Origin of the sequence: Cupriavidus sp. IK-TO18 (assembly GCF_015549295.1) — a bacterium.
Classification (GTDB): domain Bacteria; phylum Pseudomonadota; class Gammaproteobacteria; order Burkholderiales; family Burkholderiaceae; genus Cupriavidus; species Cupriavidus oxalaticus_A.
The window spans coordinates 12,415-29,051 of the sequence record NZ_JADGMP010000030.1; the positions used below are offsets into that span (position 1 = coordinate 12,415).

The 16,637-nt window shown below is 67.8% G+C and carries 14 protein-coding genes; 5 read left to right on the forward strand and 9 right to left on the reverse strand.

Translation table 11 applies throughout. The annotated features are described in order from the left end of the window. Window positions 1–33: 33 nt before the first annotated feature. The 7 genes from creC to IPF36_RS22680 all read right to left on the reverse strand — a co-directional run bounded on the left by creC (window position 34) and on the right by IPF36_RS22680 (window position 9,121). Window positions 34–1,464: a two-component system sensor histidine kinase CreC gene (gene creC, locus IPF36_RS22655; protein WP_135704302.1), complete on the reverse strand. Its 1,431-nt coding sequence runs from the start codon at window positions 1,462–1,464 to the stop codon at window positions 34–36. Between the two features lie 6 nt (window positions 1,465–1,470). Further along, entirely contained in the window at window positions 1,471–2,175 is a 705-nt protein-coding gene (creB, locus tag IPF36_RS22660; protein ID WP_276609602.1) for a two-component system response regulator CreB, read from the reverse strand. Window positions 2,176–2,186: 11 nt separating this feature from the next. Then, window positions 2,187–3,095, reverse strand: coding sequence for an NAD(P)/FAD-dependent oxidoreductase (locus IPF36_RS22665; protein ID WP_368671182.1), 909 nt, complete (start codon window positions 3,093–3,095; stop codon window positions 2,187–2,189). A gap of 4 nt (window positions 3,096–3,099) precedes the next feature. Beyond that, a complete protein-coding gene (locus IPF36_RS35130) occupies window positions 3,100–3,315 on the reverse strand; it encodes an FAD-dependent oxidoreductase (protein ID WP_368671183.1) in 216 nt (71 codons plus the stop codon). A gap of 1,057 nt (window positions 3,316–4,372) precedes the next feature. Further along, entirely contained in the window at window positions 4,373–5,698 is a 1,326-nt protein-coding gene (locus IPF36_RS22670; protein WP_133093571.1) for a sigma-54 dependent transcriptional regulator, read from the reverse strand. 8 nt (window positions 5,699–5,706) lie between these two features. After that, window positions 5,707–7,737 carry an ATP-binding protein gene (locus IPF36_RS22675; protein ID WP_133093572.1) on the reverse strand — a complete coding sequence of 677 codons (2,031 nt, stop codon included), beginning with the start codon at window positions 7,735–7,737 and terminating at the stop codon, window positions 5,707–5,709. A gap of 88 nt (window positions 7,738–7,825) precedes the next feature. Next, window positions 7,826–9,121: a dicarboxylate/amino acid:cation symporter gene (locus IPF36_RS22680; RefSeq protein WP_133094194.1), complete on the reverse strand. Its 1,296-nt coding sequence runs from the start codon at window positions 9,119–9,121 to the stop codon at window positions 7,826–7,828. A gap of 396 nt (window positions 9,122–9,517) precedes the next feature. Here IPF36_RS22680 and IPF36_RS22685 point away from each other — a divergent pair, with 396 nt between their 5' ends. The 5 genes from IPF36_RS22685 (at window position 9,518) to IPF36_RS22705 (ending at window position 13,705) form a co-directional block, all read left to right on the forward strand. Continuing rightward, window positions 9,518–9,838 (forward strand): ferredoxin, encoded by a 321-nt coding sequence (locus tag IPF36_RS22685; RefSeq protein WP_133093573.1) that lies wholly within the window; start codon window positions 9,518–9,520, stop codon window positions 9,836–9,838. 184 nt (window positions 9,839–10,022) lie between these two features. Beyond that, entirely contained in the window at window positions 10,023–10,664 is a 642-nt protein-coding gene (locus IPF36_RS22690; protein WP_133093574.1) for an alpha/beta hydrolase, read from the forward strand. 66 nt (window positions 10,665–10,730) lie between these two features. Then, window positions 10,731–11,939: a D-alanyl-D-alanine carboxypeptidase family protein gene (locus tag IPF36_RS22695; protein WP_133093575.1), complete on the forward strand. Its 1,209-nt coding sequence runs from the start codon at window positions 10,731–10,733 to the stop codon at window positions 11,937–11,939. Window positions 11,940–11,988: 49 nt separating this feature from the next. Continuing rightward, entirely contained in the window at window positions 11,989–12,297 is a 309-nt protein-coding gene (locus IPF36_RS22700; RefSeq protein ID WP_133093576.1) for a YbeD family protein, read from the forward strand. A gap of 211 nt (window positions 12,298–12,508) precedes the next feature. Continuing rightward, a complete protein-coding gene (locus IPF36_RS22705) occupies window positions 12,509–13,705 on the forward strand; it encodes a class I SAM-dependent rRNA methyltransferase (RefSeq protein WP_135704310.1) in 1,197 nt (398 codons plus the stop codon). Between the two features lie 94 nt (window positions 13,706–13,799). On the opposite strand, the gene IPF36_RS22710 is transcribed toward IPF36_RS22705, so the two are convergent. Then, a complete protein-coding gene (locus IPF36_RS22710) occupies window positions 13,800–15,911 on the reverse strand; it encodes an ATP-dependent helicase (RefSeq protein WP_195430448.1) in 2,112 nt (703 codons plus the stop codon). Between the two features lie 165 nt (window positions 15,912–16,076). Then, complete coding sequence (locus tag IPF36_RS22715; RefSeq protein ID WP_133093579.1) at window positions 16,077–16,610, reverse strand: TlpA disulfide reductase family protein; 534 nt, start codon at window positions 16,608–16,610, stop codon at window positions 16,077–16,079. Window positions 16,611–16,637: the final 27 nt, after the last annotated feature.

A 16,637-nucleotide genomic window follows, 5' to 3' on the forward strand; every position in this document is an offset into this window, starting at 1 on the left:
TCTATGCCGATCCTGCGCGCCATGGCAGGCGGGTCAGCCGGCGGGCAGCGTCAGTTCGGCCAGCGCGCCGCCGCCCGGCCGGTTGGCCAGCATCACGCTGCCATGATGCAGCGCCGCCACCTCGCGCGCAAAGCACAGGCCCAGGCCGGTGCTCTTGTCGGCGCCCTGCGGGCGCGGCAGCGAGTAGAAGCGCTCGAACACGCGCGGCAGGGCGTATTCGGGGATGCCGGGGCCATGATCGGCCACGGTGATCGCCAGCTGCGCGCCGCGCCGTTCCAGCGCTACCGCGATGGCGCTGTCCCGGGGGGCGAAGTCGATGGCGTTTTCCAGCAGGTTGGCGACGGCCTGGCGCAGCAGGAACGGGTCGCCCGCCGCCACGTCGGGACCCGGCGGCGACTCCAGCCGCAGCACCACGCCGCGCTGCCGCGCGCGCGGTTCCAGCTCGGCGCACAGCTGGGCCAGCAGCTCGCCCAATCGCACCGGCTCGCGGGTTTCCAGCCGTTGCCGTTGTTCCACCTCCGCCAGCGCCAGCAGCTTGCGGATCATGGTTTCCAGCCGGCCCGATTGCGCGCGGATATTGGCGACGAAGCGCTCGCGGTCCGTTGCCGGCATGTCTTCCTGCAGCAGCTCGGCGGCGCCGCCGATCGCCGCCAGCGGGCTCTTCATCTCGTGCGCCAGCGTGTGGATGTAGTGCTCGACATACTGCTTGTCTTCCAGCCGCTCGCGCATGCCCTGCACCGCGCGGCCCAGTTCGGCCAGCTCGCTGGTGCCGTGCAGCGGCATCTCGGCGCGCTCGCCGGCGGCCACCGCGCGCGCATAGCCGCGCAACCGGCGCAGGCCATGCACCAGCCACAGCGTGCAGGCCAGGCCGATCACGCACGCGGTCCCGATCAGCAGCCCGCCGTACAGCAGGATGCGGTGCTGGCTGCGCGCGATGAAGGGCGCCATCGCGGCATTGGGCTTGGCCACGGTGAGCGCGCCGACGATGCGGTCCCCGTCGCGGATGGGAGCGGCCACGTACATCACGGTGCTGGCCTCGTCCTCCGGATCGCTGCGCGTGCTGCGCGCGCCGTACTGGCCGCGCAGCGTCAGGTAGACATCGTTCCAGCGCGAGTAGTCGCGGCCCACGTCGGTGCCGGTGGAGTCGTAGCGGACGATGCCGCCGGCGTCGGTGACATAGACGCGGTAGCCGATGCTGTCCTTGTGCAGGCCCCATACGTCGGCATTGACCGGCGCCTGGCGCAGCGCCGCCATGCGCCGCGCGAAGTCGCCGTCGGCGATGTGGCCGGCCTTCATGTCGTCAGCGGCCAGCGCGGCCAGCACGTGGGCGGTGTCGATCAGCGTGTCTTCCATCGCCTGCCGCACGCCGGGCTTGACCTCCTGCACGAACACGCGCAGCGTCAGCACCGTCGCCAGGCCGACGATGAAGAAGAAGCCAAAGAAGATGCGCAGGCCGATCCGCATGCGCGCTCAGGCCTGCACGGGATCGAGCGAATAGCCCATGCCGCGGTGGGTGCGGATGCGCTCCGCGCCTTCGCCTTGCGGAGTGGCGTCGCGCAGCTTGGCGCGCAGCGTCTTGACATGGGTGTCGACGGTGCGGTCGCTCGTGTCGAGCGCGTCCTGCCAGACCAGTTCCATCAGCTGGGCGCGGGTGTAGATGCGGCCCGGGTGTGCCACCAGCAGTGCCAGCAGCAGGTATTCGTAGCGGGTCAGGTCCAGCCAGCGGCCGCGGTAGGCCAGCCGTGCGCCGTCGGCGTCGTGGGTGAAGCCGGAATCGGCGGCAGCGGGTGCGGCCACGCCGCGCGCGCGGCGCAGGATGGCGCGCACGCGCGCGGCCAGCTCGCGCGGCGAGAACGGCTTGACCACGTAGTCGTCGGCGCCGATTTCCAGACCGACGATGCGGTCGATCTCCTCGTGGCGCGCGGTCAGGAAGATCACCGGCGCATCGCAGAACGTGCGCAGCGTGCGGCAGACCTCGAAGCCGTTCACATCGGGCAGGCCCACGTCCAGGATCACCAGGTCGGCCGCATCGGCGCGCATCCGCGCCAGCGCGGCGCTGCCCAGCGTGCAGTGCTCGGCCTGCATGCCATCGGTGCGCAGGGCGTAGAGGATGGTATCGGCGATGGCTTGCTCGTCTTCCACCACCAGGATGCGCGGTTGTCCCATGCCCGGCATTCTAGTCCACGTCAGAGGCTGGGCACGGTGCGCGGCGGCGGCGCGGCCTGGTCGCCGCCGCGCTTGTGGAAGTAGATCTGCTCGGCGGCCCAGCGCAGCGGCGGTGAATACAGCATCAGGTCGAAGGGCCAGTCGCACTGGAAGCGGTCGAACATCCAGCGCAGCGCGCGCTTGCCGCGAAAGCGTGGCGCGCTGCCGGTGGCGACGGCTTCCGGCGCCGGGCCGTTGTGCAGCAGGTGTTCGGCGATGGCTTTGCCAACGGATTCGCCATGGGCGAAGGCGTAGTGGATGCCGCCGGCGGTCAGCGGCGAGACGATGCCGGCCGCGTCGCCGGTCAGGATCACGCCGTCGCGCGCGAGTGGCATGGCGGGACCGCCGCACGGGATCAGGCCGGCGCGCGTGGCGGCGGGCTGCGTCAGTTCAGGCAGTCCGGCGCGGGCGCGTACATGGGCGAGCAGGCCGTCGAGGTCGGGAGCGCGGCCGTGACGGGGCAAGTAGCGCAGCGCCAGGCCGGCCTGGACGCCGGTGGGATTCTGTGCGATCCAGCCTATGTAGCCGGGCGCGAAGCGGCGGGTGATGAAGCAATGGAGCATGACGGGATCGGGCAGGGATATTCCCGGGAATTCGTATTCGATGCCATACAGGAAATCGTGGGTGCGGCCGAGACCTGCGCATTGCGCCACGCGCGATTTGGCGCCGTCGGCACCGACCAGGTAGCGGGTGGTGCCGACGCCGGTCACGTGCCAGCCGCCATGGCGTGGCGTAGCGCGGACGAACGACTGGCCCAGGCGCAGCGTGGCGCCGTGGCGCACCAGCTCGTTGGCCAGCCAGCGCATCAGGTTGGGGGTATCGGTGGTGTGGAAGTAGTAGCCTGGGGCGGCCAGGTCGAGGCTGCGCAAGCGTGGAGAATAGAGTCGCACGCGTTCAACGCGGTGTATGCAGTCGGCGGGGGGCGCGGCCCAGCCAGGTTTGTTCGATGGCTTCCTTGACGAGGATGCCGGTGGTGTGGAGTTTTTCGCCGGGGTCGGGTTTGCGTTCGAGGACCAGGACGCGCAGGCCGGCGCGGGCGGCCGCCAGGGCGCAGGCTGCGCCGGCGAAGCTGGCGCCGGATACTACTAGGTCGTAGTCGAAGGATGGCATCTTTGGAGGTGCTTCTGGATGAAGGGTTCTCCAGTGTTGTCCTGCTGGGTGAGGGGAATGTGGGGTGGTTGTGAAGTCGTTGGCGTTATTGGGGGCGGTGGCTTGCTGTTGGTGACATGCTGGCGGCTGTTTAAGCGTCCGCTGTCGCTGTTGATGACATGCTGTGGCCGTTGAACCGCCTGGTTCCGCCCTGCTGGGCGGGTCACTTTTTGTCCGAGCGACAAAAAGTAACCAAAAAACGCGTCGCCTGAGCGGCTGGCTATCAATTTGGCGGCGTGGGTGGGTCGGGCGGTGGTGATTTCCGTTCGATGTGGCTGGTGGTTCGGACCTGCTACGCCAGGTGAGTCTGGGATAGTGGCTGCGTCGACCCACTATTGGACAATCCCCATGCCGGGCGTAGGCCGCCTGCTGCCGGCGTCAACACAGGAACGCCTTCGGCTGCGCTGCGCGCCGGCAGTACCTGTGATTTAGGGCTCGGGCACGGAGTGCGTCGCTGCGCTCGCACAGCGCCGTCGTGAATGACGCCGGGCCCGAAGCCCGGGCGAGGACGTGGGGCGGCGGCCTTGCCCTTAGGGCCGGCGCGCAGCGCAGCCGAAGGCGTTCCTACCATGCCGCCCGCAGCAGGGGCCACGCCCAGCTCTGGGCTCGTTCAAACATCGCTGCTATCCCGAGCCATCGTGGCGCACCAGGGCGTCAGGCAGTCCTGCCCTGCAACGAAGCAAAGCCCCGTACGAAAACCGCCGCATACTACGATAAGAGTGGCCGCCCGCAGGGCCGTAAACGCGCTTTTTGGTTACTTTTTGTCGCTCGGACAAAAAGTGACCCGCCCAGGAGGGCGGAACCAGGCGGTTCAACCGCCGACAGCATGTCATCAACAGCGACATGCACCTAATAAGCCCACAAAAAAACGCCCCGCATAAACCGCGGGGCCATCAATTACCACGAAGACTGATACAGCCGGCAGGGCACCTGCCAATGCCACAACCGCCCACGAAGCATAGAAAACCAATGTGACGCCCACATGGCAACAAGGTGAACAGCCAATGACAAGCCAACATCAAAGCCCATACCGCTTGATCTTGTCATACAGCGTAGCCTTGCCAACCTGCAGCAAATCAGCAGCCTGACTGACAGCACCCCCCGTCCGCGCCAGCGCATCGGCAATCACCGCCCGCTCATACCGCTCCATCCTCTCCCGCAGCGGCGCGGTCTCGTCCGCAGTCGCCGCATGCGCACCCGCTTGCCCGCCCTCAGGCACCCCCAGCACCAGCCGGTCCGCCGCATTCCGCAACTCCCGCACATTCCCAGGCCAAGGCCGCTGCTGCAGCCCCTGCCGCTGCGCCTCCGACAAAATCGGCGCCGGCCGCTGATAACGTACCGCCGCCACCAGCATGAAATGCTCGAACAACGCCACGATATCCTCGCGCCGTTCCCGCAGCGGAGGCAGCGCAATCGTGACCACATTCAGCCGGTAATAGAGGTCCTCACGAAACGAACCTTGCGCCACCAGCGCATCCATATCCCCCTTAGCCGCCGCCACGATCCGCACATCGATCTTCACCGACGCATTCGACCCCAGCCGCTCCAGCGTTCCTTCCTGCAGCACCCGCAACAGCTTGACCTGCAGCGCCAGCGGCATGCTCTCGATCTCGTCGAGGAAGAGCGTGCCGCCCGAAGCATGCTCCAGCTTGCCGATACGTCGCTTGCCTGCGCCGGTGAAGGCACCAGCTTCATGTCCGAACATCTCGCTCTCGAAGATGGCCTCAGGCACCGCCCCGCAGTTCAGCGCGATAAAAGGCCCCTCGGCGCGGCCGGACAGCGCATGCAGGCTGCGTGCCACCAGCTCCTTGCCGGTGCCGGTCTCGCCGTTGATCATCACCGGCACGTCGGTCGGGGCCACGTTGGCAACCAGAGCCCGCACCTGCTCGATCGCCGGCGAACGCCCGATGATCCGCGTACCGGCCGCGGGACCAGCCAGCTCGCGCCGCAACGCCTGGTTCTCCAGTTCGAGCGCGCGCCGCTCGAGTGCGCGACGGACGGTGTCGGTCAGCCGGTCGGCTCCGAACGGCTTCTCGATAAAGTCATAGGCGCCTTCACGCATCGCCTGCACGGCCATCGTGATATCGCCATGCCCCGTCACCAGCACCACCGGCACGCCTGGCGCCGCATTGCGGCAGTGCTGCAGCAGGTCAAGCCCGCTGGCGCCGGGCAAGCGCACGTCGGTCACCACGACGCCGGGAAAGCCCGCATGCAGATGCGGCATGGCGGCTTCTGCCGAAGGCAGCGCCAGCACGGTAAAGCCCGCAAGCTCCAGGCTTTGCGCGGTAGCCTGCCGCACCAGCGGCTCGTCTTCGACAAACAGGACACGCAGACCGTCTTGCATGGCAATGCTCATTGGGGAGTGGAAACCGGCAGCGCCTCGTTCGCGCCGGAGCTGGCCGGCGCGCCTGCCAGCACCAGCGTGAATTGCGCGCCGCCGCCGGGCATGTTGGCCACGCTGAGCTGGCCGCCGAACTCGCGCACGATCGATGACGAGATCGCCAGCCCCAGCCCCAGGCCCTGCCCGGTTTCCTTGGTGGTGAAGAAGGGCTCGAACAGGCGCGGCAGCGCTTCCGGCGCGATGCCGGTGCCGTTGTCGCGCACGGCGAGGGTGATGGTGCCGCTGTTGGTGCCGCCGTTGGTGCCGGCATTGGTCTGCACCTCGATGTCGATGCGGCCTTGCGCGGGCGCCGCCGAGGCGATGGCGTCGAGCGCATTGCCGATCAGGTTCAGCAGCACCTGCTCAAGCTTGAGTTCGTCGGCACGCACGGACAGGCCGGGCTGTTCGTCGAGGCCGGCCACGTTGACCTTCACCGCACCCAGCCGCGGCGCCAGCAGCGCCAGCACGTGGTCGAGCGCCGTGCGCACCACCACCGGCCGCCGCACCGGGCGCGCCTTGCCGGCGAACAGCTTGAGCTGGCTGGTGATCTTGCCCATGCGCTCGGTCAGGTCGGCGATGGCAGCCAGGTTGCCTTCTGCCGCGGCCAGCTGGCCGCGCTCCAGCAGCACGCGGGTGTTGTCCGAGAAGGTGCGCAGCGCCGCCAGCGGCTGGTTCAGCTCGTGCGTGATGCCGGCCGCCATCTGTCCCAGCGCGGCCAGCTTGCTGGCTTGCACCAGTTCGTCCTGCGCCGCGCGCAGCTCGCTTTCGGCGCGGGTGCGCTCGGCAACCTGTTCCTCGAGCTTCTCGTTGATCGCCATCAGGTCGGCGGTACGCGCTTCCACGCGGCGCTCCAGTTCGTCGTAGGCCGCTTCCAGCAGCCGGCGGCTGTACTGCACGTCGCGCGCGCGCTGGCGGCGCTGGCGCCAGTTGACCAGCAGCAGGCAGATGCAGGCATAGGCCAGCGCCGCGGCCACGGTGGCGTTGCGCGCGTTGGCCAGCACCGGCTCCAGCGGCGCCATCACCTGCATGGTCCAGTCGGCCGGGCCCACGGTGCGGCCCAGTTCGAGGTAGCGGTCGGCGCGCGCGGTGGCGTCGGGGGTAAAAGTGGTGCGGGCGGCGGGCGAGTCGTCACGCACGCGCACCAGCCGCGCGTTGGCGCCCAGCGTGGTCTGCGCGAGCCAGCGCGTGACGAGCGAGTCGAGCGGCTCCAGCGGCAGCGGCGTGACGGCGCGGCCGTGGTACTGGCGCGTGTTTTCCATCTCGGCCTGCAATGCCGGCGGCAGCGGTTGCAGCGTGCGGTACTGCCAGGCCGGCACCGATGACAGGAAGATCACGCCGTGGTCGTCGCTGACCATCAGCGGCTCGGCGCCGCTGCCGGCACGCTGGAACCACTCCAGGTTGAGCTTGACCACGGTGACGCCGACGACCTTGCCATTGGATTCCACCGGTTGCGCGAGGTAATAGCCGGGTTCGTCGCTGGTGATGCCGATGGCGTAGAAGCGGCCCATCCTGCCGCCCGCGGCGATCTGGAAGTAGGGACGGAAGCGGTAGTCGGTGCCGACGAAGCTGCCGGGCTGGCCATGGTTGCTGGCGGCCAGCGCGATGCCGTTGGCCGCGATCACGTACGTGGCCGAAGCATGTGCGCGCCGGTTGACCTCTTCCAGGTACTGGTTGGCGGCGGCGACGCGCGTCGGGTCGTTTGGGGATTCGAGCAGCCCGCGCACGAAGGGGTGCAGCGACACCAGCGCGGGCAGGAATTCGTAGCGGTCGAGGGTGCTTTCGAGGGTGGCGGCGTAGCGGTCGGCACGCGTCGCGGTGCTCTGCTGCAGCGCGGCCAGGCCGCGCTGGAACGACACCAGCCAGGTCAGCCCGCACAACAGCAGCAGCCCGGCCGCCAGTGCGGCGGCGAAGACCCACCACCGGCTGCTGCCGGTGTCCGGCGCATGCACCGCGCGGGTGGCGGCAGGATCATGCACGGCTAGGAAATCGTCGGAATGGGGCATCGGCGCGCGCAAGGGCTGTCGTGCCGATGATACCCGCTGGCGGGCGGCCGGGGCAGACGCCGATGCAGCCGCCCGCGCAGCGGTGTACTTAGCGGGCGCCCTGGCCGGCCTGGGCCAGATCGCCGGCATCGCCGCCGCCCTGCAGCACCTGCGCCAGGCGCTTGCGGTCAAGCTCGCGTTCCCACGCCGACACCACCACCGTGGCCACGCCGTTGCCGATGATGTTGGTCAGCGCGCGGCACTCGCTCATGAAGCGGTCGATGCCCAGGATCAGCACCATGCCGGCCACCGGGATGGTCGGCACCACCGCCAGCGTCGCGGCCAGCGTGATGAAGCCCGATCCGGTCACGCCGCTGGCGCCCTTGGAGGTGATCATCGCCACCGCCAGGATGGTCAGCTGCTGCATCCACGTCAGTTCGATGCCGGTCGCCTGCGCGATGAAGATCACCGCCATCGTCATGTAGATGTTGGTGCCGTCCAGGTTGAACGAATAGCCGGTAGGCACCACCAGGCCCACCACCGACTTGGAGCAGCCCAGCTTCTCCAGCTTCTCCATCATGTGCGGCAGCGCGGCCTCGGACGAGCTGGTGCCAAGCACGATCAGCAGCTCTTCCTTGATGTACGAGATAAAGCGCACGATGCTGAAGCCGGTCATGCGCGCGATCGTGCCCAGCACCACCAGCACGAAGATGATGGCCGTGAAGTAGAAGGTGCCGATCAGCTTGAGCAGCGGCACCAGCGAACCCAGGCCGTACTTGCCGATGGTGAACGCCATCGCGCCGAAGGCGCCGATCGGGGCCACCTTGGTGATCACGTGCACGATGTGGAAGAACACCTTGGAGACCTGCTCGATCAGCTGCACCACGAAGCGGGCGCGTTCGCCGAGCGTGGCCAGCGCGGCGCCGAAGAACAGCGACACCAGCAGGATCTGCAGGATGTCGCCGTTGGCGAAGGCGCTGAAGACCGTTTCCGGGATGATGTGCATGAAGAACTCGACCGTGCTCTGGCCGTGCGCCTTCGACACGTATTGCGCGATCGCCTTGGTGTCCAGCGTCGACGGGTCGATGTTGAAGCCCACGCCCGGCTTGAGCAGGTGCGCGGCGCCCAGGCCGATCAGCAGCGCGAAGGTCGACACCACTTCAAAGTAGAGCAGCGCCTTGCCGCCGACGCGGCCGACCTTCTTCATGTCGCTCATGCCGGCCATGCCGGTCACCACGGTACAGAAGATGATCGGGCCGATGATCATCTTGATCAGCTTGATGAAGCCATCGCCCAGCGGCTTCATGGCCACGCCCGTATCGGGCCAGTAGTGGCCCAGCAGGATGCCGACCAGGATGGCGAACAGCACCTGCACATACAGGATCTTGTAGAAGGGTTTCTTCATGGTGTCGTCCTCGGTGTTGACCGTACCCGGGGCGATGGCGCCGCGGGCGCGCGCCGTCACGGTTGCGGCGCGTTCAGGGACGGGAATTTGCAACCGGCATGCCAGTCCAACCGGTATCGTTAACTGATTGATTCACAAGGAAACGCGGGTCTTGCCAAGACGCGGGGCCTCCGGGATTCCGGAAATCCGGAATCCCGGCTTCCGGGGATTCGGAATGCCGGCGCGGGCAAAGGTGGCCGAGGCGCCACCTGCGCGGCCGGCATGCGCGGTCAATGGCGTTGCGCGGGTGCCGGAAGGCGCGGGCGTGCCGCCGTGACGCCGTATAATTCCGAGCTTCCGTTCAACGTCCCGCGGTCGTGCCGCCGCGCGGGCCCGCCCTCCTTGTCACCGCATCGCATGAGCAGCTACTACCAGCACCACGTCTTCTTCTGCCTGAACCAGCGCGAGGCCGGCGAGAACTGCTGCGCCAATTTCAACGCCAAGGCCATGCAGGAATACGCCAAGAAGCGCTGCAAGGAACTCGGCATCGCCGGCGGCGAAGGCCGCGTGCGCATCAACAAGGCGGGCTGCCTGAACCGGTGTGAACTCGGGCCGGTGCTGGTGGTCTACCCCGAGGCAATTTGGTACACGTATGTGGACGAGCACGACATCGATGAAATCATCGACAGCCACCTGCTCAACGGCAAGCCGGTCGAGCGGCTGATGGTGGACCGCTGAACGGGAACGAAGCCCAAGGCGCTGCCGATGCCGCAGCGCCGATGCCAGACCCCGCCGCCCGCACGCCGGACGGTTTTTTCATTTCTTGCCCCGGGATTTCCGGGTAGAGCCAGCCGGCGTATCACCATCCTGAAGCGCCATCCTGACCGCCTCCTGATTGCCTCCTGATTGCCCTGACCGTCCTATGAACGCGCATACCCAGGTACTTTCCATCGCCGGCCCCGTCGGCGCGATCGACGTTTCGGTGGACCTGCCGCAAGGCGAGCCACGGGGCCTGGCGCTGGTTGCCCACCCGCATCCGCTGTTCGGCGGCACCAAGGACAACAAGGTCGCGCAGACGCTGGCGCGCGCCTTCGTGCAGCTGGGCTATGCCACCGTGCGCCCCAACTTCCGCGGCGTCGGCGCGACCGCCGGCGAGCATGACAATGGCGTCGGCGAGCAGGACGACCTGCTGGCAGTCGTCGCCTGGATGCGCGAGCAGACCGCGTGGTCGGCGCAGGCCGCGACGCTGCCGCTGGCGCTGGGCGGCTTCTCCTTCGGCAGCTTTGTCAGCACGCACGTGGCCCGGCGCCTGGCCGAGGCCGGCACGCCGGCGCAGCGCCTGGTGCTGGTCGGCACCGCAGCGAGCCGCTGGCAGGTGGCCGAGGTGCCCGCCGACACCATCGTCATACACGGCGAGCAGGATGACACCGTGCCGCTCGCCAGCGTATTCGACTGGGCGCGCCCGCAGGAGCTGCCGGTGATCGTCATCCCCGGCGCCGACCATTTCTTTCACCGCAAGCTGCACCTGATCAAGCAGCTCGTCGTCAACGCGTGGGACCGGTGAGCGGCGCAGCTTCGTCACCGCGCCATCCCGTCCCGCACGATCCCTTTCTTGTCGGAAACAGAAACAATGCTGAATAGAGCCACGACACGCCTTTCCTCCGCCTTTGCACCCGCCGCCATCGTCGCTGCCGTCGCCACGGCCACGCTGGCCGCCGCGCCCGCCGCCGTCCTTGCGCAGGGCGTGCCGATGCCGCAGGTCGCCGCCAAGTCGTGGATGCTGTATGACGTGACCAGCGGCCAGGCGCTGGCCTCGCAGAATGCCGACCAGCGCATCGAGCCGGCCTCGCTGACCAAGCTGATGACCGCCTACCTGGCGTTCGAGGCACTCAAGGAAAAGCGCCTGACGCTGGAACAGACCGTGGTGCCGACCAACCTCGTGCTCAAGGTCAAAAGCGACGAGTCACGCATGTTCATCGAGCCCAACAAGCCGGTCAGCGTGCAGGACCTGCTGCTGGGCCTGATCGTGCAGTCGGGCAACGATGCCGCGCTGGCGCTGGCCGAGGCCGTGGGCGGCTCGGAAGAGGGCTTCGTCGCGATGATGAACCGCGAGGCCCAGCGCATGGGCATGAAGAGCACCCACTTCACCAACACCGACGGCATTCCCGACCCGAACCACTACACCACCGCGGTGGACCTGGCGACGCTGACCACGCACCTGATCAAGGACTTCCCCGAGTACTACGCCATGTACTCGCAGAAGGAGTTCACCTATAACAAGATCAGGCAGCCCAACCGCAACCGCCTGCTGTACATCGACCCGACCGTGGACGGCGTCAAGACCGGCCACACCAAGTCCGCCGGCTATTGCCTGATCTCGTCGGCCCAGCGTCCGCTGGCCAACGTGCCCAACGGCCAGCGCCGCCTGATCTCGATCGTGATCGGCACCACCACCGAACAGGTGCGCACGCAGGAAAGCCTGAAGATCCTCAACTACGGCTTCCAGTTCTTCGACACGCTGCGCCTGTACGACAAGGGGCAGGTGCTGGCCACGCCCGAGATCTACAAGGGCAAGGCCGGCACGGTCAAGATCGGCGTGCAGCACGAGACCTTCGTCACCGTGCCCAAGGGCACCGGCGGTCGCCTGAAGCCGGTGCTGGAGCGCCAGGAACTGATGATCGCGCCGATCGCGGCGGGCCAGCAGGTGGGCATGGTCAAGCTGATGGACGGCGCCAACAAGGTGGCCGAGTTCCCCGTGGTGGCGCTGGAAGAAGTGCCCGAGGCCGGTTTCTTCGGCCGCCTGTGGGACACCATCCGCCTGTGGTTCAAGCGCAAGTGATTGGCACGCGCGGCCTGGAGATTTGCCGGGCCGCGCCGGAGAAAACGACATGACTTCCGACAACCAGGGCAGCGGCAACAAGCCCGGCGATATCCCGCCGGAGCAGTCGCTGATCGAATACCCGAGCCATTTCCCGATCAAGGTGATGGGCTCGATGCAGGACGGCTTTGCCGAGGCCATCGTCACGCTGGTGCAGGAGTTCGATCCGGACTTCCATGCGGGCAAGATGGAGATGCGGCCCTCGAGCAAGGGCAACTATCTCGGACTCACCGTGACGGTGTGGGTGACCAGCCGCGAGCAGCTGGACGACCTGTACCGGGCGCTGACTTCGCATCCGATGGTGAAGGTGGTGCTGTAACCGCTGACGTATCTTTCCTGATTGTTTGCTCCCCCCTCCCGCGCGCGGGAGAGGGGCCGGGGGAGAGGGCAGGCGCTGGCAATGCCGACGCCCGTCACTTTGTTGACACTCCCGCCCTCTCCCCCAACCCCTCTCCCGCAGGCGGGAGAGGGGAGCCGCACCGCAGGGAGCCAAACACCGCGGCTGCGGCACGCATCCTCCCCATACCGACATGAACACCATCACCCTGAAACCCGGCAAGGAAAAATCGCTGCTGCGCCGCCACCCGTGGATCTATGCCACCGGCATCGCCACCACCGAAGGCCGCTGCGAGCCGGGCTCGACCGTGACCGTGCGCGCCGCCGACGGCCGCTTCCTGGCCAAGGCCGCCTACAGCCCCGAATCGCAGATCCGTGCGCGCGTGTGGACCTTCGACGAAAACGAGCCGGTCGACCACGCGCTGTTCAAGCGCCGCGTGGCCGCGGCCATCGCCTACCGGCGCCAGTGGGTGAAGGACAGCGATGCGGTGCGCCTGATCTTCGGCGAATCGGACCGGCTGCCGGGGCTGATCGTCGACTACTACGGCAGTGGGGAAACGGGCCAGCTGGTGTGCCAGTTCAATGCGGCCGGCGTGGAGCACTGGAAGACCGCGATCGTGCAGGCGCTGGTCAAGGAGACTGGCTGCCCCAACGTCTATGAACGCTCCGACGCCGCCGTGCGCCAGCGCGAGGGGCTGGAGCTGGTGACCGGCGTGCTGGCCGGCGCGGAGCCCGATCCGGCGCTGTCGGTGACCGAGCATGGCGTGCGCTATTACGTCGACGTGCGCAACGGCCACAAGACCGGCTTCTACGTCGACCAGCGCGACAACCGCAAGCTGGTGGGCGACCTGGCCGAAGGGCGCGAGGTGCTGAACTGCTTCTGCTATACAGGCGGTTTCTCGCTGGCCGCGCTGCGCGGCGGGGCCAAGTCGGTGACGTCGATCGATTCGTCGGGCGAGGCGCTGAAGATTGCCGCGGGCAACGTCACCCTGAACGGGTTCGATCCGGAGCGCGCGACCTGGCTCGACGCTGACGTGTTCAAGACGCTGCGCGAATTCCGCGCCGAAGGGCGTCAGTTCGACCTGATCGTGCTGGACCCGCCCAAGTTCGCGCCGTCGGCGCAGCATATCGACCGTGCCGCGCGTGCGTACAAGGAGATCAACCTGGTCGGCACGCAGCTGCTGCGGCCAGGCGGTTTGCTGTTCACGTACTCGTGCTCGGGCGCGATCAGCATGGAGCTGTTCCAGAAGATCGTGGCGGGCGCAATGACCGATGCGCGGGCGGATGCGCGCATCCTGCGCAGGCTGTCGGCCGGCACCGATCACCCGATGCTGGCGGCGTTCCCGGAAGGGGAGTACCTGAAGGGGTTGCTGCTGGAGAAGGTGGGGTAACGCTGCGATCCGGAAGCGGCGACAGCCCTAGCGCGCCGCTTGTTTTCTCCCCTATCCCGCGCGCGGGAGAGGGGAGAAAAACGGCGCGACGAGACTACCGCCACATATTCCGCATCCGGCTGGCCAGGTCCACCGGCGCCAGCGCCGGCTTTGCCTTCCCCTCGCCCGGCATCGGCGGCGGCGGCCATGCCCGGCTGTGGAAATTCGGCATCACGCGATTCGGGATGAACCGCGTGCGCGACGCATACACATGCCGGTCGCCAAAGCCCACCTGCTGGTGCACGTAGAAGCGCTGCGGCACGACGACGTCCAGATGGTCCTTGGCGCGCGTCATCGCCACATACAGCAGCCGCCGTTCTTCCTCGATCTCTTCGGTCGTTCCCGTCGCCAGGTCACTCGGCATGCAGCCATCGACGGCATTGAGCACATATACTGCCTTCCACTCCTGCCCCTTGGCCGAGTGGATGGTCGACAGGATCAGGTAGTCCTCGTCGCGCGACGGCACGCCGGATTCATCGCTCGACGCACTGGGCGGGTCCAGCGTCAGCTCGGTCAGGAAGCGCTCGCGCGCGCCGTAGGTGGCGGCGATGCGTTCCAGCTGCTGCAGGTCGGCCTGGCGCGCGGCGGCGTCGTCGTGCAGGCGTTCGAGGTGCGGCGTGTACCAGGCCAGCACCTGCTCGAACTCCGACGGCCACGGCGAGGCCGGCGCCATCAGCGCGCGCGCCAGCGTCAGCAGGTCGGCCCACGCGGGGGCAGCGGCCGGCGGCGGCTCGAATTCCTGCAGCGAGAACAGCGGCTCGGTGGCCAGCGCCAGCGCGTCGAGCACACGTGCCGCGGTCTTGGGGCCGATGCCCGGCAGCAGCTGCAGCGTGCGGAAGCCTGCCATGCGGTCGCGCGGGTTTTCCAGCCAGCGCACCACGGCCAGCACGTCTTTCACGTGCGTCGATTCCAGGAACTTGAGCCCGCCGAACTTCACGAACGGGATATTGCGCCGCGCCAGCTCGATCTCCACCTGCGCGCTGTGGTCGGCGGCGCGGAACAGCACCGCCTGCGCCATCAGCGCCAGGCCGGCCTCGCGCCGCGCCAGCACCTGCTCGACCACGTAGCGCGCCTGGTCGGCCTCGTCGTTGACGACGATGATGCCGGGCTTCTCGGCCGACAGCCGCTCGGACCAGAGATCCTTGGTATAGCGCTCGGCCGCCAGTCCGATCACGGCGTTGGCGGCCTGCAGGATCGGCTGCGTCGAGCGGTAGTTCCGCGACAGCGTCACCTGCTGCGCGGGCGGCGTGAACTGCTGCGGGAAATCGAGGATATTGCGCACGGTCGCACCGCGGAACGCGTAGATCGACTGCGCATCGTCGCCGACCACGGTCAGGCCGCGGCCATCGGGCCGCATGGCCAGCAGGATCGACGCCTGCAGTGCGTTGGTGTCCTGGTATTCGTCGACCAGGACGTGGTCGAAGCGCGCGCCGATGTCCTGCGCGATGGCCGGCTCTGCCATGGCCTGCGCCCAGTACAGCAGCAGGTCGTCGTAGTCGAGCACGTGCTGCTTCTGCTTGGCCTCGACATAGCCGGCAAACAGCGTGCGCAGCGCATCGGCCCACATCGCGTAGCGCGGGAACTGCTGCTTGAGCACGTCCTCCAGCGGCGCCTGCGTGTTGACCACGCGCGAGTAGATCGACAGGCAGGTCTCTTTTTTGGGAAAGCGGCTCGCGGTCTCGGACAGGCCCAGGTCGTGGCGCACCACGTGCATCAGGTCGGCCGCATCGCCGCGGTCGCTGATGGTGAAGGCGGGCGACAGGCCCAGCGTCTCGGCGTACTCGCGCAGCAGGCGCGCGCCGATGGCGTGGAAGGTGCCCGACCACTGCAGCGCCGCGCGGCCCGCGCCGGTCTGCGTGCCCAGCGCCTGGTCGACGATGCGCTCGACGCGCCGGCCCATTTCGGCGGCGGCGCGGCGCGAGAAGGTCAGCAGCAGGATGCGGCGCGGATCGGCGCCGCCCAGCACCAGGTGCGCGACCCGGTGCGCCAGCGTGTTGGTCTTGCCCGAGCCCGCGCCGGCGATGATCAGCAGCGGCCCGTCGCTGCCGTGCTCGACCGCGGCGCGCTGCTCCGGGTTGAGCCTGGACAGGTAGGCGGGGCCTGCGTCGGCCGCATCGGGGGCAAGGGCGGATTCGAGGTCCGCGGCGGGGGCAAGGTCGAGTGACACAGGCAGGAAAGAGGAATGGGGCGGGCAAAAAAAGCTGGCGCTAACTGTATATCCATACAGCCCGGCAGTGCAAGCCGCTTTGCGCGGGATGGGGCACGAACCAATAAAAAAGGTGCTCGATGAGCACCTTTTCCTGAATGTTGCGGGCGGCGGCGGGTGACAGCGTTACGCAGACTTTGCCAGCGCGCCGTCCAGCAGCTTGTGCAGCGCATCCCACTCGGGCTCGCCGACATAACGCTTGAGGATGCGTCCGTCCTTGTCGACCACGAAGGTGGTCGGCGTCAGCTGCACATTGCCGAAGGCCCTGGCGGCGGACCCGTCCGAATCCATCGCGACCTTGAACGGCAGCCCGCGCGTCTTGGCGTAGTTCATCACGTACATCGGCGGGTCATAGTTCATCGCCACGGCGACGAACTCCAGCCCCTTGCCCTTGAACTGCTCGTAGGTCTTGACCATGTCGGGCATTTCCTTGACGCAGGTGGCGCAGCTGGTGGCCCAGAAATTGACCAGGTAGACCTTGCCCTTCAGGTCGGCGGTGCTGACCTTCTCGCCCGACAGCAGCGTGAACGTGGCGGCCGGCGCGGCGTTGGAGGGCGCCAGCGCGCGGTAGCCGAACCAGCCCAGCAGCGCCAGTACGACGACTGCGGCGACGATGGGCCAGGGCTTGCGGGAGGACTTGGCGGAAGTGGAAGTGGTCATGGGAGGCGGAGGAAGGCGAATTCTCTT

What these genes read in the sequence shown, in the direction of transcription:
- creB (WP_276609602.1), bottom strand. Translation starts at nt 2,175, where the DNA reads ATGCCGGGCATGGGACAACCGCGCATCCTGGTGGTGGAAGACGAGCAA.
- IPF36_RS22715 (WP_133093579.1), bottom strand. Translation starts at nt 16,610, where the DNA reads ATGACCACTTCCACTTCCGCCAAGTCCTCCCGCAAGCCCTGGCCCATC.
- creC (WP_135704302.1), bottom strand. Translation starts at nt 1,464, where the DNA reads ATGCGGATCGGCCTGCGCATCTTCTTTGGCTTCTTCTTCATCGTCGGC.
- IPF36_RS22700 (WP_133093576.1), top strand. Translation starts at nt 11,989, where the DNA reads ATGACTTCCGACAACCAGGGCAGCGGCAACAAGCCCGGCGATATCCCG.
- IPF36_RS35130 (WP_368671183.1), bottom strand. Translation starts at nt 3,315, where the DNA reads ATGCCATCCTTCGACTACGACCTAGTAGTATCCGGCGCCAGCTTCGCC.
- IPF36_RS22705 (WP_135704310.1), top strand. Translation starts at nt 12,509, where the DNA reads ATGAACACCATCACCCTGAAACCCGGCAAGGAAAAATCGCTGCTGCGC.
- IPF36_RS22685 (WP_133093573.1), top strand. Translation starts at nt 9,518, where the DNA reads ATGAGCAGCTACTACCAGCACCACGTCTTCTTCTGCCTGAACCAGCGC.
- IPF36_RS22680 (WP_133094194.1), bottom strand. Translation starts at nt 9,121, where the DNA reads ATGAAGAAACCCTTCTACAAGATCCTGTATGTGCAGGTGCTGTTCGCC.
- IPF36_RS22690 (WP_133093574.1), top strand. Translation starts at nt 10,023, where the DNA reads ATGAACGCGCATACCCAGGTACTTTCCATCGCCGGCCCCGTCGGCGCG.
- IPF36_RS22675 (WP_133093572.1), bottom strand. Translation starts at nt 7,737, where the DNA reads ATGCCCCATTCCGACGATTTCCTAGCCGTGCATGATCCTGCCGCCACC.
- IPF36_RS22695 (WP_133093575.1), top strand. Translation starts at nt 10,731, where the DNA reads ATGCTGAATAGAGCCACGACACGCCTTTCCTCCGCCTTTGCACCCGCC.
- IPF36_RS22670 (WP_133093571.1), bottom strand. Translation starts at nt 5,698, where the DNA reads ATGCAAGACGGTCTGCGTGTCCTGTTTGTCGAAGACGAGCCGCTGGTG.